Here is a 22,019-nt window from a genome sequence, read left to right as displayed (position 1 = left end):
CGGCGAACTCACGCGATCGCGGACGTACTGGCGAAAACGCCGACTATAGCTACAAATCGGCACACTACGATCTTTACCTTTGCTGGTCCGACCAGTAGCCTCAGTGCACTCAGTAGCGCGCGCACTCCCCGACGTCCCTTCCCGCCCCCCACTGGAATGAGGGATCCATGAAGCCACGCCTCGTCGCACTGCTGGCCGGAGCACTGATGCTCACCGTCCCCGGAAGCGCGTCCGCGCAGGCCGCCACCGCCGCGAACACCCCCGGGCTGCCCGGCCCCGACAACGCGATCACCGACGTGCCCGGCATCAAGGTCGGACAGGTCCAGTCGGCCAGGGCGCCCTACCTGACCGGCACCACCGTGATCTACACCCCGACGATGTCCGTGGCCGGCGTCGACCAGCGCGGCGGCGCCCCCGCCACCAAGGAGACGGACCTGCTCGACCCGCTCAACTCCAACCCCGGCGTGAACGCGGTGATGCTCGGCGGCAGCAGCATGTACGGGCTGGCCGCCACCGACGGCGTCATCCGCTGGCTGGAGGAGCGCGGCGAGGGCGTCAGGGTCGGCTCGGGAGTCGCGCCGATCGTCCCCGCCGCCGACATCTTCGACCTCGGCAGGGGCGGCGACTTCAAGGCCCGCACCACGCCCGAGTGGGGCTACCTCGCCGCGCAGGCCGCCAAGGAAGGTCCGGTACGTCAGGGCGTCGCCGGCGGCGGCACCGGTGCCCGCGCGGGCGGGCTGAAGGGCGGTGTCGGCACCGCCAGCATGACCCTCAGCGACGGCACCGTGGTCGGCGCCATCGTGGTGGTGAACTCGGCCGGTTCGCCGGTCGACCCGCGTGACTGCTCGCTGTTCGCGGCCCGGTACGAGGTGGCGGGCGAGTTCCGCGGCCTGGAGACGCCGAAGGCCAAGGAGTGCCGGCCGGAAGCCAAGGCCGACGCCCCGTCGCTGAACACCACGATCGCCGTGGTCGCCACGAACGCGCCGCTGGAGAAGGCCGCCGCCGCGCGGATGGCCGGCAACTCCCAGGACGGTCTGGCCCGCGCGATCAGCCCGATCCACACGCTGGGCGACGGCGACACGATCTTCGGCATGTCGACCGGCACCGGCACCCCGCTGCGGGTCAACAACCCGGCCGACTCGCGCCGGCTCAACGAGATCTTCAACGCCGCCACCGACACGCTGACCCGGGCCACCGGCCACGCGATGCTGAACGCCACGTCAGTCGGCACGACCCAGAGCTACTGCGACCGCTATCCGTCCGCCTGCAAGAAGGTGAAGCCGCTGCCGCAGAACAAGCAGGGCGAGGCGCCTGAGGTGACCAGGGACTCGCTGGCCGCCGCCGCGGAGAAGGTGCGCGAGGTGGCCCCGCTGCCCCAGTAGCACCGCATCGGGCCGCTTCCCCGCACGTGCCGGGGGAGCGGCCCGCTCAGTGTCGCGGATCACCTCCGAAGTGACGTCGTGCCTGCCAGGCGCTGTAGACCGGGTGGGCGGCCAGCGCCTCCTGGTGGGCCTGCGTGGCGAGGGCGACCAGTTCGCCCGCCCGGTCGGCGAGCGCGCCGTCGAGGCGCCAGGCGACGAGGTGCCTCATCCACAGCGGGGCGCCCGCAAGCGGGCGGACCACGATGCCGTCGCCGGGCGGGAACGTGGCCTGGCACGGCGTGACGGCCTGCCCCGCGGCGACGAGCAGCCGGATCATCGGCGCCTCGATCATGATGTGCGGCACCCGAGGTTCGAAGCCGGCGTCCCGGCACGCCGTGACGAAGCACTCGGGCCAGCCCGCCCCGTCAGGAGGCGACAGGACCCAGTCGTCGTCGGCCAGCCGGGCGAGGGGCACCTCTTCGAGTGACGCGAGAGGGTGGCCGGCGGCCATCGCGACGAAGACGGGCTCCATGGCGATGGGGCGCACGCCTATCGCGGCGGGCACGGCGAGTTCGTGGCCGGGGTAGTCGACGAGCGTGGCCGCGTCCAGCCGCTTGGAGGCGAGCAGGTCCATGAGCAGGCGGGGCGAGTGCTCGGTGTGCACGGTGATCGGCGTGCCCGGCGTCCCGAACAGCCTGCGCAGCAGGCCGCCGAGCACCGGGTTGGCGTAGCCGCCCATCCGGGCGACGCGCGGCCGGTCCGGGGCGGGCGTGGTGTCCGTCATCAGCTCGTCCACGATCTGGAGCGCCGCTCTGGCCCGGATCAGCACGAACCGGCCGAAGGGGGTCGGGGTCATGCCCAGCCGGCCGCGCCGGTAGATCTGCCCGCCGAGCGTGGCCTCGATCCGCCGCAACTGGGCGGTGAGAGCGGGCTGCGAGACGCCCAGGACGACCGCCGCCTTGCTGAGACTGCCCGCGTTCGCGATCTCGCACAACGTGCGAAGGTGCCGCAACTCCAGCTGCATGCGGCAAATCTAGTACGACATAACCCTAGGGTGATCGGGCGCGCGTGGGTGCCCGTACCCACGAGGAGGGCCATCCCGAAAGGGGATAACTCCCGGGTTATGTGGCGTGCCGACCTGCGGCCCGTCGGACGCCCTCCGCCGCCGGCCCGGATCGACACCGCAGCGTTATTGCCCCATGAACGCGCAGCCGCGAACAATCTGCGCCATATCGCTGTCGATGGAGACAAATATGCGCAAACTTGGCTTGGTCGTGGGGGGCGTACTCCTCGCGACGTGTTTCTCGGTCCCGCCCGCGACCGCGTCCGATGACCACAAGGTGGAGATCTTCGACGAGAGCGGGCCGCGGGGCTACACCGACGTGCCGGGCGAGATCGGCCCGCGGGCGAGGTCCCGGCAGGCGCCGTCCGCCACCGTGACGCCCATCGAGGTGAACGGCCCCAGCGACAAGCGCATCGACCTGGTCTACCTGGGCGACGGCTTCACCGAGTCCGAGATGGACCTCTACACCTCCCAGGTGGAGACCAGCTGGAACCTGCTGGCCGAGCGCGAGCCGTTCAAGAGCTACCGGAAGCTGTTCAACGTCTGGCAGGTCAACGTCGTCTCCAACGAGTCCGGCTCCGACAACGACCCCGCCGAAGGGATCGAGAAGGACACCGCGCTCCACAGCACCTACTACTGCGACGGGCTGGCACGCCTGGTCTGCGTCGACGTGCCCGCCGCCGAGTCCTACGCCGCCCTGGCGCCCGCCTTCGACCAGATCGCCGTGGTCGTCAACAGCGGCACGTACGGCGGAGCCGGCTACATCGAGGAGGACCTGGTCACCTTCTCCGGCGGTCACGTCTCCGGCCCGGAGATCCTTCCCCACGAGCTCGGCCACTCGCTCGGCGACCTCGCCGACGAGTACCCGTACTGGGCCTATCCCGACGACGGCAGCGTCTACACCGGCGAGGAGCCGCCGGATGCCAACGTCTCCGTCCACGACGCCGGAGAGCAGACCGCGCGGCGGACCAAGTGGTGGCGCTGGCTCGGCGCCGAGACCCCCGACGGCGGCGTCATCGGCGCCTTCGAAGGCGCCTACTACCACAACCTCGGCATCCACCGGCCCAGCGACGACTCGCTGATGCGCACCCTGCGCAAGCCCTTCAACTCGGTCGGCCGCGAGGAGATGACCCGCAAGTTCTACGAGCTGACCGGCATCGTCGACGCCGCCACCCCGCCGAGCGACAGGCCGATCCGCAAGTCGGCCACCCTGACCGTCACCCACGTCGACATCCCGACCGTGTCCACCCGGTGGTTCGTCAACGGGCACGAGATCGCGGAGTGGGCCGGCCAGACCTCCGTGCAGGCCGGCGAGCACAAGCCGCCCAAGCAGCGCGGCAAGCCCGAGGCTCCGTGGTGCGGGCGCAAGGACCTGCGGTCGAAGCACTCGTGCACCTATACCGTCGTCGTCTCCGACTCCACCGGCTTCATCCGCGATCCCGCGTACCGCGAGAACGCCCTCACCTCCACGATCACCTGGACGTTCGGCCACAAGCACGCCCACTGACAAGGATCGGGCCGTGTGCACGGCCCGATCCTTCCCGTACGCGACAAGGCCGGGCATAAGGTGTGGGCCATGGCGGAAGTGACGTACCGCAGCCGGGTCCGCGGATGCGTGCTGGGCGGGGCGATCGGCGACGCGCTCGGCGGGGCGATCGAGTTCGACTCCATCGCGGGCATCCGTGCCCGTCACGGGCAGGCCGGGGTCACCGGCATGGTGACCGACGGGATCGGCCGCGCGGGCCTGATCACCGACGACACCCAGATGACGCTCTTCACGCTGGAAGGGCTGATCAGGGCCGAGCTGAGGGCCGCCACCCGCGGGTTCGCGGACACCGCGGAGGTGGTCCGGTCCGCCTACCTGCGCTGGCTCGACACCCAGCGGCACGACGCCCCGCCGCCGCCCGGCGACCCGCACCACCGTACGGGCTGGCTGCGCGAGCAGCGGTGGCTGTACGCGCGGCGGGCGCCCGGCAACGCGTGCCTGTCGGGGCTGCGCGCGCGGCCCGGCCGGGACGGGCCCCTGGGAGAGCCGGGGCCGGTCAACCGCGACTCCAAGGGCTGCGGCACCGTCATGCGGTCCGCGCCGTTCGGGCTTCTCGGAGGCTCCGCGCGGGAGGCGTTCGAGCTGGCCGCCGCCTGCGCGCGGATCACCCACGGCCACCCCACCGGCTACTACGCGGCCGGCGCCTTCGCCGCCCTCGTCCACTTCGTGGCCGAGGACCTGACCCTGTACGAGGCGGTCCACGAGACGCTCCGCCTGCTGGCCTCGTACCCCGGGCACGAGGAGACCAGCGTCGCCCTGCGGGCGGCGGACGAGCTGGCAGGAAAGGGCGAGCCGAGCCCGGAGCGGGTGGAGAGCCTCGGCGGGGGATGGGTGGCCGAGGAGGCGCTGGCCATCGCCGTCTACTGCGCGCTCACGCGCGAGAAGGACTTCGCCGCGGCGCTGCTGCTGGCCGTCAACCACTCCGGCGACAGCGACTCCACCGGCTCCATGACCGGCAACCTCCTCGGCGCCGTGCGCGGCGAGGACGCCCTGCCGGTCGCCTGGCTGTATCTGCTGGAAGGCCGCGAGACCATCACCGAACTGGCCGACGACTTCGCCGGCCGCGGGCGCGCCGACCCGGCCAAGTATCCGCCGGGCTAGAACTCGTACAGGCCGAAAGCCTCACCGCGCCCGATGCCGCGCAGCGCCTCGGCCGGGTAGCCGACCGTGTCCTGCGGCAGCCGGTCCAGCGGGAACCAGCCGAGCTCGGAGCATTTGTCCGGCTCGGCGTTGTACGGCTCGCCCGCCCACCTCTCCGCGACGAAGAAGATCCCCACCCGATCCGGCGCCCGGTGCATCACGTGGGCGAAGACCAGGTCGGCGGGGTCGACGCGGACGCCCACCTCCTCGCCGGCCTCCCGCGCCGCCGCCTCCGTCGCCGACTCGCCCGCCTCCAGGTGGCCGCTCGGGAGGTGCCACAGCCCGTCGGCGTACCCGGTGCCGGATCGGCGCCCCATCAGCACCTCGCCGTCGCGGACCAGCAGCACGTGCACGTCCACGATCGCCCGGAACCGGTCCCGGGCGGCGCGCCGGTCGATGTCCTGGATCCACTTGACCGCCACGGCCGCCACCTGCGTCAGCTCCGCCCGCAACCGGTCGGGGTCCTCCTCGGCGAACGCCTCCAGCACCTCCTCCGCCAGCACGTGCCGCCAGGTCAGCCGCCCCTCCCGGGACGCCTCACCGGTCTCCCGCTTCGCCCGCTCAGCCTCGTCGCCGTGCTGCGGGCCGGTGCCGTCGGTGAGGCCCTCCTGGACTCCCCACCGCCGGTCCTGTGCCACCCGCTCGTCCGCCACCGCCCGCAGCACCCTGCCGAGCGAACCGGGCAGACCGTAGTCGCCGTCGATCGTCATGGGTCGGCAGCATAGGGAATCCTGTGCCCATGGAGGATCTCGTACGGCGGGCCACCGAGCGGGCGGAGCGGGCCGGGTTCGCGTACTCCTGTGACCCGGGTGTCGGACGGCTCCTCGCCGTGCTCGCCGCCGGGCTGCCGGCGCGGGCGCGGGTGCTGGAGATCAGGACCGGGACGGGAGTGGGGACGGCCTGGCTCGTGTCCAGCCTGACGTCGCGCACGGACGTCACCGTCACCACCATCGAACGCGACGCCGGGCGCGCCGGGCTCGCGCGGCAGGGGGAGTGGCCGGGGTTCGTGGAGTTCCGCACGGGCGACGCGCTGGAGATGCTGTCCGCGCTCGGGCCGTTCGACCTGATCTTCCCGGACTCGCCGGCCGGCAAGCACGCGGCGGGCGACGCCCGGCCCCGCCGAACCGGGGAGGGACGGGGCAGGGCTCAGCGGGGCCGAGGGGGTACGGGATCAGGAGGTGGCGCGGGCCACGGCGATCACGGTGGAGCCGCGCTGGCCCGCCTCGTAGAACATGTACGAGACGCCGCCGTCGGTGCCGAAGGCCGGGGCGGCCGAGCGCCGGGAGTCGGGGCCGCCGGTCAGCGGGGTGTGGAAGACGCCGAGGTGCACCTCCCGGTCGAAGGAGTTGCCGACCTCGGTGAGATACATCTTGCCCGAGTTGCCGTGGTAGACGACGTACGTGGTGCCGTTGCGCTTGAGCAGGTGCGGCCCGCTCAGGTCGGTGAGGCCGTCGCCCGCGGGGGAGATGAGCGGGTCAGGGGCGAACTGCCAGCTCACCGCGTCGCCCGACCAGCCCCAGAAGATCTTGCGGTTGCCGCCGTGGTTGCCCATGAACACCATCACGTACCGGGCGCCCCGCGCCGGGATCGCGTGGTCGAAGACCCGCGCGTAGGAGGCCTCCGAGATGCCGGGCACCATCGAGGTGTTCAGCACGACGCCGTGGTAGCTGAAGTCGACCCCGTTGGCCGAGGTGGCGAGCCGGGTCGTGCTGTTCTCGCCGTGGAAGTACAGGTACCAGCGGCGGGAGGCGGCGTGCCAGAGCACGTGCGGTGACGACACGTGGCTGACGTTGAAGTGCGAGCCCCACTGCCGGCTGACGATCGGGTTGGCGTGATACTCGGTGAACGGCCCGGCGAGTGAGTCGCCGTAGGCCAGGCAGATGCCACCGGGCGCGTCGTGCGGGGCGTAGTAGAGGTAGTACCTGCCGAGCCCGCCCGGCATGCGGTCGTACGTGCCGCGCACGCACGGGAAGATCAGCTCGCCGGTCGGGTTGTAGCGCAGCGCCGAGGTGTTCAGCGACCGGCCGAGGTAGGCGTACGAGGGAAAGCCCGCGGGCCCGGCGGCGGCGGCAGCGGCGGCGGGGGAGGAGAGCGCGGGGAGGGCGACGGCCGTGCCTGCGGCGGCGCGCAGGATCGTGCGGCGGTCGAGGATCGGATCGGACATGCTCTGCCCTTTCGTGATCACACCGGCGGGGGGCCGGTGTGATCACCGAGCATCGGTCAGCGAAAAGCGTCAGTCAACCTGCTAATACGAATTACTTCAGTGTGTGGCGAGCCTCCGGCGGTGGCGCCGCTTCCCGGGATGCCGGCGGCTCCCTAAGATCGATGGACTGGATCATGTAGTAGCAGGGGGTATGTCGTGCTTGTTCCCGCCGTCCAGCTCTACTCCGTACGCGCCGAGATGACCGTGCGGCCGACGACGACTCTGACGTCCCTCGCCGCGATGGGGTACCGGGCCGTGGAGCCCACCTTCGGGCTCCTGGGCGACGACCCGCGCGCCTTTCGCGAGCTGCTGGAGGCGAACGGGCTCACCGCCTGCTCGCTGCACGGGCCGCTGCTGGACGAGCACGCGCCCGCCGTGCTGGAGGCCGCCGCGGCCATCGGCACGGACACGGTGATCATCCCGGCGATCCCGCCGGACGGGTTCTCCGATCGTGCCGCCGTGGAGGAGAGCGCCCGCCTGATCAACGCCGCCGCCGCCCGCGCCGCCGGGGCGGGGCTGCGGCTCGGCTACCACAACCACCACTGGGAGCTGGCGGCGCGGATCGGCGACCGGCACGCCCTTGAGGTGCTCGCCGAACTGCTCGACCCGGACGTCCTGCTGGAGGTGGACCTCTACTGGGCCGTGGTGGGCGGCGCCGACGTGCCCGGCCTGCTGTCCCGGCTCGGCGACCGGGTCACCCACCTGCACGTCAAGGACGGCCCCGGCACCGTCGACGACGCCATGACCGCGGTCGGCTCCGGCACGCTGCCGATCCCGGACATCCTGGCGGCCGCCCCCGGCGACGTCTGGCGGATCGTCGAGCTCGACCGCTGCGACGGCGACATGCTCGAAGCCCTCGCAGCCTCCCGCGCCTATCTTGACGGGCTCGGCGGGTAGCCCACGTTCCGCCGGCTCAGGCCTCGGCATCCACCCGGGTTCTTGACCCTCACACCGTGTCAGGCGGTCGACTTGGAGACATCATGTTCACCATCGGAGACTTCGCCAGGCACGGTCGCGTCTCGGTCCGGATGCTGCGTCACTACGACGCCACCGGCCTGCTGCGCCCGGCCCACGTCGATCCGGCCACCGGCTACCGCTACTACACGGCCGCCCAGCTGGCCCGCCTCAACCGCGTCATCGCGCTCAAGGACCTCGGCTTCACCCTCCAACAGGTCCGGGCGATCCTGGACGAGAAGGTGACCATCGGGGAACTGCGCGCCATGCTCCGGCTGCGGCGCGCCGACCTGGAGGCGGCGATCACGGCGGCGGCGGCCCGGCTGGCCCAGGTCGAGGCGAGGCTCCGCTCGATCGAGAGCGAGGGGCAGATGCCCAGCAACGATGTCGTACTGAAGAGCCTGCCGAGCGTGCGGGTGGCCGAACTGACCGCGGTGGCACCGGACTTCGACACCGTCGGCCCGGTCATCCAGCCGCTTTACGAGGAGCTGTCCCGGCGCCTGGAGGCGGCGGGCCTCTCCCCCTCCGGGCCCGCGGTCGCCTGCTACGAGGACGCGCCGGACGGCGGGATCCTCATCCACGCGGGCGTCGAGGTCTCCGCGCCCCTCGGGGAGAACGACGGGCTGCGGATCGTGGACCTGCCGCCCGTCGAGCAGGCGGCGACCGTCATGCACCGCGGCTCCATGGAGACCGTCCTGCCCACCGTCCAGACCCTCGGCCGCTGGATCGACGCCAACGGCTACCGCTCCGTCGGCTACCCCCGGGAGATCAACCTGGAGTGTCCCGACAACCACGACGAGTGGGTCACCGAACTCCAGGAACCGGTGAACAAGGTCTGACACGTTACGGCGACACGGCTTCCGGAGAATCTCGCCGGGAGCCGTGATCGGCGATGTCAGAAGTCGAAGATGCCATTCTCCTACCACCCGGCCCCGCCTCTCAGCGCAGGTAGCTGGCGCCGTTCAGGTCGATGATGGTGCCGCTGGCCCACTCCGCCTCCGGCGAGGCCAGGTACACGACGGCGGCGGCGATCTCCTCCGGGCGGGCCACGCGGCCGAACGGGCTCTGGGCGCGGATCTCGTCGCCCCTGGGCGGTTTGAGGTGCTCGTTCGTCATGTCCGTCTCGACGAAGCCCGGCGCGACCGCCGCCACCGCGATGCCCTTCGGCGCCAGGGACACCGCGAGCGACTGGGTGAGCGCGTTCAGGCCCGCCTTGCTGGCGCCGTACGCGGGACTGTCAGGCTCGCCGCGGAAGGCGCCGCGCGAGGAGACGTTGACGATGCGACCGCCCCGCGGCATGTGGGGGAGCGCGCACCAGATCATGTTCGCCGCGCCGGCCAGGTTGAGGTCGAGCGTCCGGCGCCAGGCCGCCTGCCACTCCTCGTAGGTGAGGTCCGTGACCGGGTGGTGCAGGAACACGCCGGCGTTGTTGACCAGCACGTCGATGCCGCCCAGGGCGGTGGCCGCCTCGTCCACGACGCGGCGCACCGCCTCCGGGTCGGCCAGGTCCGCCTGGACGACCGCGTGTCCCTCGCCCGGCAGCTCGTCCAGCAGGCCGGAGGCGAGGGCGGGGGAGTCGCGGTGGTGGATCGCCACCCGGTCACCCAGCTCGGCGAACGCCGTCGCGACGGCTCGTCCGATGCCCCGCGACGCCCCGGTGACGAGAACCCTCCGGCTCACCATCGGTCGTGCACCTGCGGGCGGATGAGCTCGTCGTACACGTCGCGTACGGCCTGGAGGGTCTCCGGCGGGAGGGGCGGGAGCGCGGCCGCGGCGGCGTTGGCGGCGGCCTGGGCCGGGTTGCGGGCGCCGGGGATGACGACGGACACGCCGGGCTGGTCGAGGATCCAGCGCAGCGCGAACTGCGCCATCGTCGCCCCCTCGGGCACCAGCGGGGCCAGCCGCCGGACCGCCTCCAGGCCGGTGCGGAAGTCCACGCCGGAGAACGTCTCGCCCACGTCGAACGACTCGCCGTGGCGGTTGAAGGTGCGGTGGTCGTCGGGCGCGAACGTGGTGTTCTCGTCGTACCGGCCCGACAGCAGGCCGCTGGCCAGCGGCACCCGGGCGATGATGCCGACACCCGCCTCGCGGGCCGCGGGCAGCACCCGCTCCAGCGGCTTGAGCCGGAACGCGTTCAGGATGATCTGCACCGTCGCCACGCCCGGCCGGGCGATCGCCGTCAGCGCCTCCTCGCACGTCTCCACGCTCACCCCGTACGCGGCGATCTTCTCCTCCGCGACCAGCGTGTCGAGCGCGTCGAACACCGCGTCGGACGAGTACACCGGCGTGGGCGGGCAGTGCAGCTGCACCAGGTCGACGGTGTCGACGCCGAGGTTGCGGCGGGAGCGCTCGTTCCAGGCGCGGAAGTTGGCCATCACGTAGTTCTCCGGCACCTGGTCCATCCGGCGGCCCATCTTGGTGGCCACCGTGAGGTCCGGGTGGGCCTTGGCGAACCGGCCGACGATCTGCTCGCTGCGGCCGTCGCCGTAGACGTCGGCGGTGTCGATGAACGTCACCCCGTCGCCGGCCGCCGCCGAGAGCGTCGCGACCGCGTCGTCCTCGCTCACCTGCCCCCAGTCGGCCCCGAGCTGCCAGGCTCCCAGCCCCACCACGCCGACTCGCCGTCCGGTACGTCCCAACACACGCTGTTCCATGGACGGTAACTCTTCCATACCTGGCTTCAGGTCGCCGGATCGGTGAATTGTCGGGCCGGGTCAGTAGGGTCCGCGCCATGTCCGCACCGTGGAAAGATCTTCTCAAGCTGATCCAGGCCGGCGACACCGCCGGCACCGTCCGCTCCGTCGCCGCCTTCGACGCGGCCGCGAGGAAGGCCGTCGCCGCCGAGCTCGCGCCCTACCTCGCGGCGCAGAACAGGGCGTACGGCGGCAGGTTCTGGGAGTGGACGGGCCAGTTACGGCCCCTGCTCATGGCGGGCGTCGGCTGCCTCGGCGGGGCGGCGGCCGTGACCTCGTGGATCTTCCGGCGCGAGCTCCGGTGGCGCGATCCGGCGGGCGACGACGCGCCGCGCGTCCTCGGCCTGGTCCGTACGCGCCCGGTGGAGTGGCAGGAGGATCTCGCCCGGCGGACGGTGCTGCGGCTGCGGGCGGAGCAGGAACGCGAGTGGGAGATCGTCGCGGCTCTGGTCAGGGCGACCGGCATCGAGCCGCCGGACAGCGACCCCTTCCTGTCGGGGTGGGTGCGGCGGCTCGGATCCGCGCCGGGCGCCGACGATCCCCTGTTCCCGCACCTCGCGCCCAGGATCTTCGAGACGGCAGGGCTGCGGGAGGCGTTCTCGTGGCCGCAGCGCGATGGCGTGCTGCGGCTGATCGAGAGCGGTCGCCTGGATCGCGGCGAGGTGCTCGGCCAGGTCATGGGACGGCTGCTGCGCGACGGGCCCGACGCGCCGCCGGTGCTCGCCCAGCTGCACGACGACCTGGCGCCGGACCTCGACGAGGTGGCCGGACGGGTCCGCGACTATGCGGCGATCCTGCCCGCCGCGCCTGTCACGGTGGCCGACATGGCCCTGGCGCGGCTGCGGCAGGCCGACGAGGCGGGGCGGCTGGAGGAGGAGCTGTTCGCCGAGGCGGCGGGAGCGCTGGCGTTCCGGCAGGAGAAGAAGCTCGCGCGGGCGGCCGTCGCGTGGGCGCGTGACGCCGCCGGGCGCGGGCCGGAACGGGTCGACGCCGCGCTGGCGGTGGTGGCGGCGGTGTTCCGGCAGGACACGCTCGCGCTGCAGGAGTACGCCGTCCGGGCGGCGGTGCGGTTGGCCGGACGGGCGGGCGAGGAAGGTCGGCAGGCCGTCCTGGACGCCGCGGGCGGGCTCCCCGCCGAGCTGCGGGAGAAGATCGCCGGCGCGTACGGGGAAGCCGTCGAGGCCGATGAAGCCGAGGCGCCCGCGCTGGTCGCGGCGCCCGCGCCGAGCCTGCCGCCGCCCATCGCGTCGCCGGGGGAACTCGCCGAGGCGGTCGCCGCCGTGGGGCCGAAGTCGGGAGCGGACACGTTCGAGCGGGTCCTGGCCGGGCTCGCCGAGTGGGCGCACCGGGAGCCGGACACCCTGCGCGAGGCGCTGCGACCCTGGTGGCATCCGCTGGACCCGCACCTGTTCGGCTGCCATCACCCGTATGGGAGCGACGAGCGGCTCCACCAGCTGCTCATGCGGGCGGTGCTCGCGTTCGCCTCACCGGAAGACAGCCTGCGGCTCACCGCGCTGATCCGCGGCGGCCGGGTCAACCGCGAAGGCGGCGGGCTGGACCGGCTCTACGAGGCGCGGGCCCGCGAACTGATCGCCGCCTACGAGACGGCGTCCGCACCGCCCCTCCTGCTCGCCACGCCTACCTCCGGCACCGGCCACATCGCTCCCGAGGTGCTGCTCGACCGCCTCGAACGGCTGGCGTCGGCTGGCCTGGAGCCGTTGCCCGCCGACCTCGCGCACGCCCTCCTGCGGCTGCCGCGCACGGTCGGCGAGGCGGCGGCGGAGCGGGCGGAGAAGCTCGGCACGCGGGCGGGCCGGGAGTGCGCGGCGTGGCTGCGCGGCGGCGGGCTGCCCGACCCCGAGGTCCGGTGCTCGATGGTCAGGCGCGTCGGATACGGGTGGGCGGGCGAGGAGCTCCAGTCCGAGCTGGAGCTGCCGGAGCCGCTGCACGACCTGGCGCGGCGGGACACGTCCTGGTCCTCCACGATGCGCTGGTGGCCGATGGCGGCGCCGTCGCATCGCGAGCTGGTGGCGGCGCATCTGCTGACCGCCCTCGACGCCTGGGGCGACGGGCACCTCGCGCTCGCCGCGCTGGCGCACGGCGACGGGCCCGCCGGGACGGCGGTGGCGCACGCGCTGGCCGTCGGGATGAGCGAGCCCGACGTCGCGAAGCGGGCGGCGGCCGTGGACGCGCTCCTCACCCTGGCCGCCCGGGACGAGGTGCCCGCGCAGCGGCTGGCGAAGGCGGTCGCCGGGCTGCTGCCGCCGGGGCTGGTCATGCTGTCCCGGGTGGTGTCCGCGCTCGACGAGGCGGTCCAGGCCGGGGCGCACGCGGCGGTGTGGCCGGTGGTGGCCCCGCTGCTGCCGCGCGTGCTGCCCGCCGCGGGGGAGCGCCCGCGCAACGGGCTCGCGGACCTGCTCGCCGTGGGCGCCCGGGCCGCCGCGCTCGCCGGGGCACGCGGCGAGATCCCGGAACTGGCTGCCGTAGCGGGCCGTAAGGGATCCACCAGGCTGGTGCGGGAAGCGCAGCGGCTCCACCAGCTGCTCGCGGGGTGACAGCTCGCGAAGCGCCTTCTGTCAGGCGGACTCGCGGATCACCAGCTCGGTCTGGAGCACCACCGGCTCGGGCTTCTCGGCGCCGTCGAGCCGGGCCAGCAGCAGGTTGATGGTCGCGTTCGCCATCTCCGCCAGCGGCTGCCTGATCGTCGTGAGCGGCGGGAGGGTGGAGGTGGCGACCGAGGAGTCGTCGAAGCCGCCCACCGCCACGTCGTCCGGCACCCGCCGGCCCGCCGCGCGCAGGGTCGTCAGGGCGCCGGCCGCCATCAGGTCGGAGGCGACGAACACCGCGTCGAGGTCAGGGGTGCGCTCCAGCAGCTCGGCCATGGCCCGCTCGCCGCTGGCCTGGGTCCAGTCGCCGTGCGCGATGAGCTTCTTGGACGCCTTGCGGCCCAGCACGTCGGCGAAGCCCTCCAGGCGCTGGATGCCGCCGGGGGTGTCCATCGGGCCGGTGATCATGGCGATCCGCCTGTGGCCCCGGCTCACCAGGTATTCGGTCATCTGCCGGGCGCCCAGGCGATCGTCCGCGGCCGCGTACGGGATGACGTTCTCGCGCCCGATGACCGCGCCGCACGAGACGGCGGGGGCGGCGGCGGCGAGGGCGTCGGCCAGCGGGTCGCCCGCGTGGGTCGTCACCAGGAGCACGCCGTCGGCGTGGCCGCCGCGCACGTAGCGCACCACCCGGTCGCGGTCGCCCTCGTTGCCGGCGAGCATCATCACCAGCGAGATGTCGCGCTCGGCCAGGCGGCGGATCGCCACCCGGATGAGGGTGCTGTAGTTGGGGTCCTCGAACAGCATCTGGTCCGGCTCCGACAGCACCATGGCCACGGAGCCGGTGCGCTGCGTGACCAGGCTGCGGGCGGCGCGGTTGACGACGTAGCCGGTCTCGGTGATGGCCCGCTCGATCGCGGCCCGCGCGGCCGGGCTGACGTAGCGGTCGCCGTTGAGCAGCCTGGACACCGTGCCGCGGGACACGCCCGCGGCAGCGGCGACGTCGTGGATGGTAGGGCGCTTCATTTCACCGCTCCGGAGGACAGGTCTGTCCTCCAGTATCGCTGCATCGTGAGGAAGAGCGCGATCAGCGGGATGATCGACAGCAGCGCGCCGGTCAGGATCAGGTTGTACAGCGCCGGCTGGTTGGCCCCGGCCGCCAGCAGCGTGTAGAGCCCGACCGTGAGCGGGAACTTGCCGTCGTCGCCCAGCATGATGAACGGCAGCAGGAAGTTGTTCCAGATGGCCACGAACTGGAAAAGGAAGATCGTCACCATGCCCGGCACCATCAGCGGCAGCGCCACCCGCGACATGAGCGTCCACTCGCCGGCCCCGTCGATCCGCCCGGCCTCCAGCAGCGAGTCCGGGATGGCGGCGGTCGCGTACACCCGGGCGAGGTAGATGCTGTACGGGGACAGGATCTGCGGCAGCAGCACCGCCCAGTACGTGTCCGCCATCCCCACCTTCGAGAACAGCAGATACTGCGGGATGGCCAGCACCACGGCCGGCACCAGGATGCCGCCGATCAGCAGGTTGAAGATCAGCGCCCGGCCCGGGAAGCGGTACTTGGCCAGCGCGTACCCGGAGACGGCGGCGACCACGGTGGCCAGCAGCGAACCGCCGCCCGCGTAGACGAACGTGTTGACCAGCCACAGCCAGAACACCCCGTCGCGGTAGGCGAGCAGGTCGGACACGTTGGAGAGGAAGCCGGTGCCGAAGGCCATGGTCGGCGTGGTGAACAGCTCCCCGGGCGACTTGGTCGCCGCGATCAGCACCCAGCTCACCGGGAACAGGCAGTAGATCGCGCCGGCCAGCAGCACGGCGGTCGGCAGCAGGCCGGTGGACCGGCGGGTCGTGACGGCGGCCATCAGCCCTCCCCGAAGGCGCGGTCGCGGACCACGCGCAGAAATCCGAACGCCAGGACGAAGGAGACGGCGGCGATGACGATCGAGGTGGCCGCCGCCGCGTACAGGTCACCGGTGACGAACGCGTCCCGGTAGACCTTCATCAGCGGGCTCCACGTGGAGCTGATCGTGTTCGTGAACGGCCGCAGCGTGGTCGGCTCGGTGAACACCTGGATCGTCGCGATGATCGAGAACACGGTGGTCAGGATGATCGCCGGCATCAGCAGCGGGATCTTGATCCGCAGCGCGATCTGCGTCTCGGTGGCGCCGTCGAGCCGCGCCGCCTCGTAGTAGTCGCGCGGCACCGCCCGCAGCGCCGTGTAGAGCACCAGCATGTTGAAGCCGGTCCCGCCCCACACCGCCACGTTGGCCATCGAGTACGTGACCGTGGTCGCGCCGAGCAGGTCCACGTCCAGCACCGCCCGGATCGGGCTGAGCGACGGCAGGTAGAGGAACCCCCACAGCAGCGACGCGGCCACGCCGGGCACCGCGTACGGCAGGAAGATCGCGATCCGGCCGAAGCGGGCCAGCCGCACCCGGGCCGAGTCCAGGGCCAGCGCGAACAGCAGCGCCAGCCCCAGCATCACGACCAGCACGATCGCGCCGTACCCGAGCACCCGCAGCCACCCGGCCCACAGCTCGCCGTCGGTGATCGCGGCGGCGAAGTTGTCGAACCCGGCGAACACCTCGCGCCGCGACCCGCCCCCCAGCCCGAGCCCGGACACCCGGGTCCGGCGCATCGCCAGGTAGGCGGTGTAACCGATCGGCACCGCCAGGAACAGCACGAACAGCACGATCGCCGGGGTGAGGAACAGGTACGGGGCGAGCAAGGGGCGGCGCGCGGCGCGCCGCCTCTTCGCGGAGTACGTCATGACGCGAGCGAGAACCCGGACTTGCGCATGTCGGCGACCGTGGCCTCGTGCATCGCCCTGACGGCGCCGGAGAACGGGCTGCCGTCCTGCAACGCCTTGTCGAAGCCGTCCCTGAAGGCGTTGTACGTGACGCCGACGTTGGGCCCGAAGGTGAAGCCGCGCGCCCCGGCGGAGGCCTGGGCTGCCTGCTGCCAGAAGTCCGGCTGGTTGGCGAAGTAGCCGGGCGCCTCGGTGAGCGCCGTCTGCGCCTTGGTGGCCGCCGGATAGATCGCGGCCTCCTTCACCAGCGCGTCGACCGCCTCCGGGTAGGTGTTGAGCCAGGTGGCGAACTGGGCCGCGGCGGCCCTGTTCGGCGACTTGGCGGCGACCGCCACGGAGGAGCCGCCCCAGAAGCCGGTGTGGTTCTCGCCGGCGTTCCACTGCGGCATCGGGGCGATCGCCCACTTGCCCTCGGCCTTGGGCGCGTTGCTCTCCAGCGTGCCCGGCGCCCAGATCGCCGACGGCCAGGTGAGCAGCTTGCCGTCGGCGAGAGCCTTGTTCCACTCCGGGGTGAAGTACGGCGTGTCGTCGATGGCGCCCTCCTTGACCAGGCCGTCCCAGTAGTCGGCGACCTTGACGGTGGGCGCGTCGGCGATGTCCACCTTCCAGGCCTCGCCGCTGATCGACCACCACTGGGCGCCCGCCTGCTGGGCGAGGCCGGTGAACGCGCCGGGGTCCTTGCTGGAGAAGGTGCCCAGGTAGACCTTCGGGTCCTTCTTCCGCACGGCGCGGGCCGCCTCGGCGTACTCGTCCCAGGTCTTCGGGACCTCGATGCCGTACTCGTCGAACAGGTCCTGGCGGTAGAAGAGCATCATCGGGCCGCTGTCCTGCGGGACCGCGTACACGCCCTCGGTGCCGAGCGTGACGAGCCCCCACACGCCCTCGCCGAACTCGCCCTTGACCGCCTCCGTCTCGGCCTTGAGGTCGGCCACCGCCTCGGCCGCCACGAACGACGGCAGGTGCTGGTATTCGGCCTGCACCAGGTCCGGCGGGTTGCCGGCCTTGGCCGCGGTGAGGAACTTGGCGGCGGCGTCGTCGCCCCCGGCCTGCTTGCTGACCGTCACCTGGATGTCGGGGTGCGCCTTGTTCCACACCTCGACGACCTTGTCCATGTTCGGAGCCCACGTCCAGTACGTGAGCTTGACCGGGCCCTGCGGGGCCTGAGACTGCGTCCGCGCCGCCTCCGGAGTGCCGGCGGGCTCGCCGCCGCCACATCCGGACAGGGTCAGGGTGGCCGCGAGCGCTGCGGCCAAGGCGGCTCCGAGGCGTGTGGCACGCATGCATACCTCCAGATGTTCTCTGTGAACGTGCACAGACTGGATCAGCCATCAGTGCGGGGTCAAGGGCCCGTTATGTTCTCGTTAGTCTCCTGGTCGGTTTCCAAGAACGGTGACGCGCGCTACTGTGCACGTTCACAGAAGTACGACAAGGGGGATGGATGTATCCGGAGCGTCCGGCCGGTATCGCCTACGGCGGGGACTACAACCCCGAGCAGTGGCCGCGCGAGGTGCACGAGGAGGACGTCGCCCTGATGCGCGAGGCCGGGGTCAACCTGGTGAGCCTCGGCATGTTCTCGTGGGCGCTGATGGAGCCGGAGGAGGGCCGCCACGAGTTCGGCTGGCTGGACGAGATCGTCGACCGGCTGCACGCCGCCGGCATCGCGGTCGACCTGGCCACGCCCACCGCCGCGCCGCCCGCCTGGTTCACCGCCCGCCACCCGGACACGCTGCCCGTCGGCCGCGACGGCGTGCGGATCGGCTTCGGCGGCAGGCAGAACGCCTGCTCCAGCGCGCCCGCCTTCCGCGAGGCCACCGCCCGCCTGGTGCGCGCGCTCGCCACCCACTACCGCGGCCATCCCGCCGTGGTCATGTGGCACGTGCACAACGAGTACGGGGCGCCGCTGGGCGAGTGCTACTGCGAGCACAGCGTCGCCGCCTGGCGCGACTGGCTGCGCCGCACCTACCGTGACCTGGCCGAGCTCAACGACGCCTGGGGCACCGCGTTCTGGGGGCAGCGCTACACCGACTGGGCGCAGATCGACGCCCCCCGCCACAACCACACCGCCGTCAACCCGGCCCAGCGGCTCGACTTCGCCCGCTTCAGCGACGGCCAGCACCGCGAGCACTACGCGCTGCAGCGCGACATCCTGCGCGAGATCACCCCCGGCGTGCCGGTGACGACCAACTTCGCCGGCACCGTGAACTGCAAGTCGACCGACCTGTGGCAGTGGGCGCGCGAGCTCGACGTGGTCGCCAACGACCACTACCTGAAGGCCGAGCAGCCGGACAACCACATCGACCTGGCCATGTCCGCCGACCTGGCGCGCTCGGTGGCCGGGGGAGAGCCGTGGATGCTCATGGAGCACTCGGCCGGCGCGGTCAACTGGCAGCCGCGCAACATCGCCAAGGGGCCCGGCGAGATGCGCCGCAACAGCCTCGCGCACGTCGCCCGCGGCTCCGACAGCGTGCTGTTCTTCCAGTTCCGCGCCTCCCGGTTCGGCGCGGAGAAGTTCCACTCCGCGATGGTGCCGCACGCCGGCGCCGGCTCCGCGCAGTGGCGCGAGATCGTCGAGCTCGGCGCCGACCTGCGCAGGCTCGCCGGCGTGCGGGGCAGCCGGGTGCGCGCCGACGTCGCCCTGGTGTGGGACTGGGAGTCGTACTGGGCGCTGGAGCTCGACTGGCGGCCGTCGGTGGACCTGCGGTTCCGTGAGCGGGCCGACGCCTTCTACGAGGCACTCTGGCGGGAGCACGTCACCGTCGACTTCGTCCACCCGTCCGCCGACATGTCGCGTTATCAGGTGGTGGTCGCGCCGAGCGCGTACCTGCTCACCGACGCTTCCGCCAAGAACCTGCACCGGTACGTGGAAGCAGGCGGAAACCTGCTCGTCTCGTACTTCTCCGGCATCGTCGACGAGCACGACACCATCCACCCCGGCGCCTACCCGGGCGCGCTGCGCGAGGTGCTCGGCCTGTCGATCGAGGAGTTCCACCCCCTGCGCGAGCACGAGACCGTCGCCGTCACCGGCGGGCTCGACGGACGGATCTGGTCCGAGCGGATCCACCCGGCCGGGGCCGTCGCCGAGCGCGAGTTCGCCTCCGGGCCGGACGCCGGGCATCCCGCGCTCACCCGCCACGACCTCGGCGCGGGCACCGCCTGGTATCTGGCCACCGCCCCCGTCACCGGCCTGCGCGAGCTGCTGGCCGGGGTGCTCGACCGCGCCGGCGTGACCCGCCCGCGCGGCCTGCCCGACACGCTGGAACTGGTCCGGCGCGGCCGCCACCTGTTCCTCATCAACCACGGCGACGAGCCGGTGACGGTCGAGGGGGTGACCGGCACGGGCGTGTTCGACGGGGCGCACCACGACGGGCCGGTGACCGTCGCGGCCGGCGCCGTGACGGTCGTCGAGGAGCAATCCCCCCACCCCTAGGAGAGCACGTCAATGAGACGGTTACTGATCGCTCTGCTCTGCCTCGCCACCCTGGCCGCGGCGGCTCCCGCCGCCCAGGCCGAACGGCGGCTGCCCATCCGCGGCGCCGACGTCTCCAGCCTCGCCAAGTCCGAGGCGCTCGGCGGCGTCTACCGCCACGCCGACGGCCGCCGCGACGACGCGCTGCGCATCCTGGCCGGGGCCGGGCTCACCCACATCAGGCTCAAGGTCTGGGTGGATCCGGCCGACGGCTACAACACCAAGACGCAGGTCCTGGCCGTCGCCAAGCGGGCCAAGAAGGCCGGGCTCCGGCTGCTCGTCGACTTCCACTACTCCGACACCTGGGCCGACCCCGGCAAGCAGTTCAAGCCCGCCGCCTGGGCGAACCTGCCCTTCGACGAGCTGGTCCGGGCCGTGTACGCGCACACCTTCGACGTGCTGGACGCGCTGCGCCGCCAGGGCACCCCGGCCGACCTGGTCCAGGTCGGCAACGAGATCAACGGCGGCCTGCTGTGGCCCGACGGGAGCAACCAGAACTGGGCGGACACCGCCCGGCTGCTCAACGCCGGATACGACGCGGTCAAGGACGTCTCCCGCGGCACCGACGTGGTGCTCCACCTGGCCAACGGCGGCGACAACGGCCTGTACCGGTGGTGGTTCGACAACGCCGCCGCCCACGGCATCCGCTACGACGTGATCGGCCTGTCGTACTACCCGTACTGGCACGGCACCCTGGAGGCGTTCCAGGCCAACATCGACGACGTCGCCACCCGCTACCGCAAGCCCGTGGCCGTCGTGGAGACCGGCTACCCGTTCACCACCGCCGACGACGACGGCTGGGAGAACCTCATCCTGTCGCCCGAGCCGTACCCCGGCTACCAGGCCACCCCCGCCGGGCAGGCCGCCCTGCTGAGCAAGGTCTCCGACATCGTACGGAACGTCCCCGACCGGCTCGGCCTGGGCGTCTTCTCCTGGGAGGCCACCTGGACCGGCGTGCCGGGCAACGGCTGGGACCCCGCCGACCCGTCCACCGGCAACGCCTGGGAGAACCAGGCCCTGTTCGGCTTCGACGACCGCGCCCTGCCCGCCATGCGGGCGCTCGGCCGCGGCTAGACCTCGATCTCGGGCCCGTACAGCTCGCGCAGGCACTCGCGGGCGAGTTGGAGCTCCTCGTGCGGTTCGACGACGAGCACCGGCACCGCGGTGCCCGCCGGGCTGATCAGGCCGTCGTCGGCGCGGTTGCCGCCCACCGGCGGCTCGACCCCGAGCAGGCGCAGGCGGCGGCAGACCGCCTCGCGCACCTCGGGCTGGTCCCAGCCGATCTCCCCGGTGAACACCAGCGCGTCGACGCGGCCCAGCGACGTCGCCGCGGCCGCGATCTCCCGGCTCACCCGGTGGCAGAACACCCGCAGGGCCAGCGCCGCCTCCTCGTCGCCGTCGCGTTCGGCGGCGACGAGGTCGCGGGTGTCGCCCGAGCGGCCGCCGGACAGGCCGAGCAGCCCCGACTCGCGCTCCAGCCCGTGGCGCAGCTCGTCCGCGCTGAGCCGGCCGTCGAGCAGCCACATCAGCATGCCCGGGTCGACGCCGCCGGAGCGCCTGCTCATCGGCAGCCCGTCGAGCGGGGTGAACCCCATCGAGGTGTCGAGGCTGCGCCCGCCCGACACCGCGCACACCGACGCGCCGCCGCCCAGGTGGGCGAGCACCAGGTCCAGCTCCGCGACCGGACGGCCGAGCAGCTCGGCCGCCCGGTCGGTCGTCCACGCGTACGACAGGCCGTGGAAGCCGTAGCGGCGCAGCCCGTACCTCTCCCGCCACGCCTTGGGCAGGGCGTAGACCGCGGCCGCGTCGGGCAGCCCGGCGTGGAAGGCGGTGTCAGGGCAGAGCACGTGCGGCACCGCGGGCAGCAGCTCGCGGGCCGCGTCCAGCAGGTCCAGCGCCGGCGGCAGGTGCAGCGGCGCAAGATCGGTGATCCGGCGCAGCGCGGCCGCCAGGTGGTCGTCGGCCACCGCCGGCGCGGTCACCAGCTCGCCGCCGTGCACCAGCCGGTGCGCCACCGCGCCCACGTCCCGGTCGAGGTGGCGGCCCAGGAACTCCGACACCTCCGCCCGCGCGGACCCCGGCTCCACCGCCCGCTGGGAACGCGCGCCGTCGACGACCACGCCGCCGTCGACGAGGTCGAGGCGGAGGCTCGACGAGCCGGCATTGACCGTCAGCACCGCCGCTTCCGCCCAGCTCTGTCCCTGATCCAGCATGCCTGACGCCTACCCGGCG

At 72.6% G+C, this 22,019-nt stretch carries 18 protein-coding genes; 8 read left to right on the top strand and 10 right to left on the bottom strand.

The window, feature by feature from the left end; genetic code table 11:
• The first annotated feature begins 167 nt into the window (after positions 1 to 167).
• Positions 168 to 1,382, top strand: coding sequence for a P1 family peptidase (locus FR742_RS18905; RefSeq protein ID WP_222708973.1), 1,215 nt, complete (start codon positions 168 to 170; stop codon positions 1,380 to 1,382).
• Between the two features lie 46 nt (positions 1,383 to 1,428).
• Here the strand turns inward: FR742_RS18905 and FR742_RS18900 are convergent, their stop codons facing one another.
• The gene (locus FR742_RS18900; protein ID WP_148032167.1) at positions 1,429 to 2,385 is read right to left on the bottom strand and encodes a LysR family transcriptional regulator; all 957 of its coding nucleotides are present in this window, start codon (positions 2,383 to 2,385) and stop codon (positions 1,429 to 1,431) included.
• Between the two features lie 229 nt (positions 2,386 to 2,614).
• Between FR742_RS18900 and FR742_RS18895 the strand changes: the two genes are divergently transcribed.
• Entirely contained in the window at positions 2,615 to 3,931 is a 1,317-nt protein-coding gene (locus FR742_RS18895) for a M64 family metallopeptidase (RefSeq protein ID WP_187281209.1), read from the top strand.
• A 69-nt stretch (positions 3,932 to 4,000) separates the two neighbouring features.
• Positions 4,001 to 5,071 (top strand): ADP-ribosylglycohydrolase family protein, encoded by a 1,071-nt coding sequence (locus FR742_RS18890; protein WP_148032165.1) that lies wholly within the window; start codon positions 4,001 to 4,003, stop codon positions 5,069 to 5,071.
• Here the strand turns inward: FR742_RS18890 and FR742_RS46390 are convergent.
• Together FR742_RS46390 and FR742_RS18880 are read right to left on the bottom strand one after the other, a co-directional pair.
• Complete coding sequence (locus FR742_RS46390; RefSeq protein WP_187281208.1) at positions 5,068 to 5,820, bottom strand: NUDIX domain-containing protein; 753 nt, start codon at positions 5,818 to 5,820, stop codon at positions 5,068 to 5,070. The genes FR742_RS18890 and FR742_RS46390 overlap by 4 nt on opposite strands.
• A 461-nt stretch (positions 5,821 to 6,281) precedes the next feature.
• Positions 6,282 to 7,274 carry a hypothetical protein gene (locus FR742_RS18880; protein WP_148032164.1) on the bottom strand — a complete coding sequence of 331 codons (993 nt, stop codon included), beginning with the start codon at positions 7,272 to 7,274 and terminating at the stop codon, positions 6,282 to 6,284.
• Positions 7,275 to 7,469: 195 nt separating this feature from the next.
• Between FR742_RS18880 and FR742_RS18875 the strand changes: the two genes are divergently transcribed.
• Positions 7,470 to 8,210, top strand: coding sequence for a sugar phosphate isomerase/epimerase (locus tag FR742_RS18875; protein WP_187281207.1), 741 nt, complete (start codon positions 7,470 to 7,472; stop codon positions 8,208 to 8,210).
• 83 nt (positions 8,211 to 8,293) lie between these two features.
• A complete protein-coding gene (locus FR742_RS18870) occupies positions 8,294 to 9,106 on the top strand; it encodes a MerR family transcriptional regulator (RefSeq protein ID WP_148032163.1) in 813 nt (270 codons plus the stop codon).
• A gap of 100 nt (positions 9,107 to 9,206) precedes the next feature.
• Here the strand turns inward: FR742_RS18870 and FR742_RS18865 are convergent, their stop codons facing one another.
• Positions 9,207 to 9,947 carry an SDR family NAD(P)-dependent oxidoreductase gene (locus FR742_RS18865; RefSeq protein WP_261808864.1) on the bottom strand — a complete coding sequence of 247 codons (741 nt, stop codon included), beginning with the start codon at positions 9,945 to 9,947 and terminating at the stop codon, positions 9,207 to 9,209.
• Complete coding sequence (locus tag FR742_RS18860) at positions 9,944 to 10,921, bottom strand: aldo/keto reductase (protein ID WP_148032161.1); 978 nt, start codon at positions 10,919 to 10,921, stop codon at positions 9,944 to 9,946. The genes FR742_RS18865 and FR742_RS18860 overlap by 4 nt, the downstream gene beginning before the upstream one ends.
• Before the next feature lie 77 nt (positions 10,922 to 10,998).
• On the opposite strand from FR742_RS18860, the gene FR742_RS18855 reads away from it, so the two are divergent.
• On the top strand, positions 10,999 to 13,515 hold the full coding sequence (locus FR742_RS18855) for a DUF6493 family protein (RefSeq protein WP_148032160.1): 2,517 nt from the start codon (positions 10,999 to 11,001) through the stop codon (positions 13,513 to 13,515).
• A gap of 21 nt (positions 13,516 to 13,536) precedes the next feature.
• On the opposite strand, the gene FR742_RS18850 is transcribed toward FR742_RS18855, so the two are convergent.
• The 4 genes from FR742_RS18850 to FR742_RS18835 are packed head-to-tail and all read right to left on the bottom strand — an operon-like array spanning position 13,537 to position 17,601.
• Entirely contained in the window at positions 13,537 to 14,532 is a 996-nt protein-coding gene (locus FR742_RS18850) for a LacI family DNA-binding transcriptional regulator (protein ID WP_148032159.1), read from the bottom strand.
• Positions 14,529 to 15,374: a carbohydrate ABC transporter permease gene (locus FR742_RS18845; RefSeq protein WP_148032158.1), complete on the bottom strand. Its 846-nt coding sequence runs from the start codon at positions 15,372 to 15,374 to the stop codon at positions 14,529 to 14,531. Before FR742_RS18845 ends, FR742_RS18850 begins: the two co-directional genes overlap by 4 nt.
• Complete coding sequence (locus FR742_RS18840) at positions 15,374 to 16,282, bottom strand: carbohydrate ABC transporter permease (RefSeq protein WP_148032157.1); 909 nt, start codon at positions 16,280 to 16,282, stop codon at positions 15,374 to 15,376. The genes FR742_RS18845 and FR742_RS18840 overlap by 1 nt, the downstream gene beginning before the upstream one ends.
• Entirely contained in the window at positions 16,279 to 17,601 is a 1,323-nt protein-coding gene (locus FR742_RS18835; protein WP_148032156.1) for an ABC transporter substrate-binding protein, read from the bottom strand. The genes FR742_RS18840 and FR742_RS18835 overlap by 4 nt, the downstream gene beginning before the upstream one ends.
• A gap of 158 nt (positions 17,602 to 17,759) precedes the next feature.
• Here FR742_RS18835 and FR742_RS18830 point away from each other — a divergent pair, with 158 nt between their 5' ends.
• Positions 17,760 to 19,748 (top strand): beta-galactosidase, encoded by a 1,989-nt coding sequence (locus FR742_RS18830; RefSeq protein WP_148032155.1) that lies wholly within the window; start codon positions 17,760 to 17,762, stop codon positions 19,746 to 19,748.
• A 12-nt stretch (positions 19,749 to 19,760) separates the two neighbouring features.
• Complete coding sequence (locus tag FR742_RS18825; protein ID WP_148032154.1) at positions 19,761 to 20,861, top strand: arabinogalactan endo-1,4-beta-galactosidase; 1,101 nt, start codon at positions 19,761 to 19,763, stop codon at positions 20,859 to 20,861.
• On the opposite strand, the gene FR742_RS18820 is transcribed toward FR742_RS18825, so the two are convergent.
• On the bottom strand, positions 20,858 to 22,000 hold the full coding sequence (locus FR742_RS18820) for an acetate/propionate family kinase (protein ID WP_148032153.1): 1,143 nt from the start codon (positions 21,998 to 22,000) through the stop codon (positions 20,858 to 20,860). The two genes, FR742_RS18825 and FR742_RS18820, sit on opposite strands and share 4 nt — an antisense overlap.
• Positions 22,001 to 22,019: the final 19 nt, after the last annotated feature.

Source organism: Nonomuraea sp. C10, assembly GCF_008017515.1.
Lineage (GTDB): Bacteria > Actinomycetota > Actinomycetes > Streptosporangiales > Streptosporangiaceae > Nonomuraea > Nonomuraea ferruginea.
The sequence above is the reverse complement of the archived record's forward strand: the minus strand, read 5'-3'. Positions and strand labels throughout refer to the sequence as shown.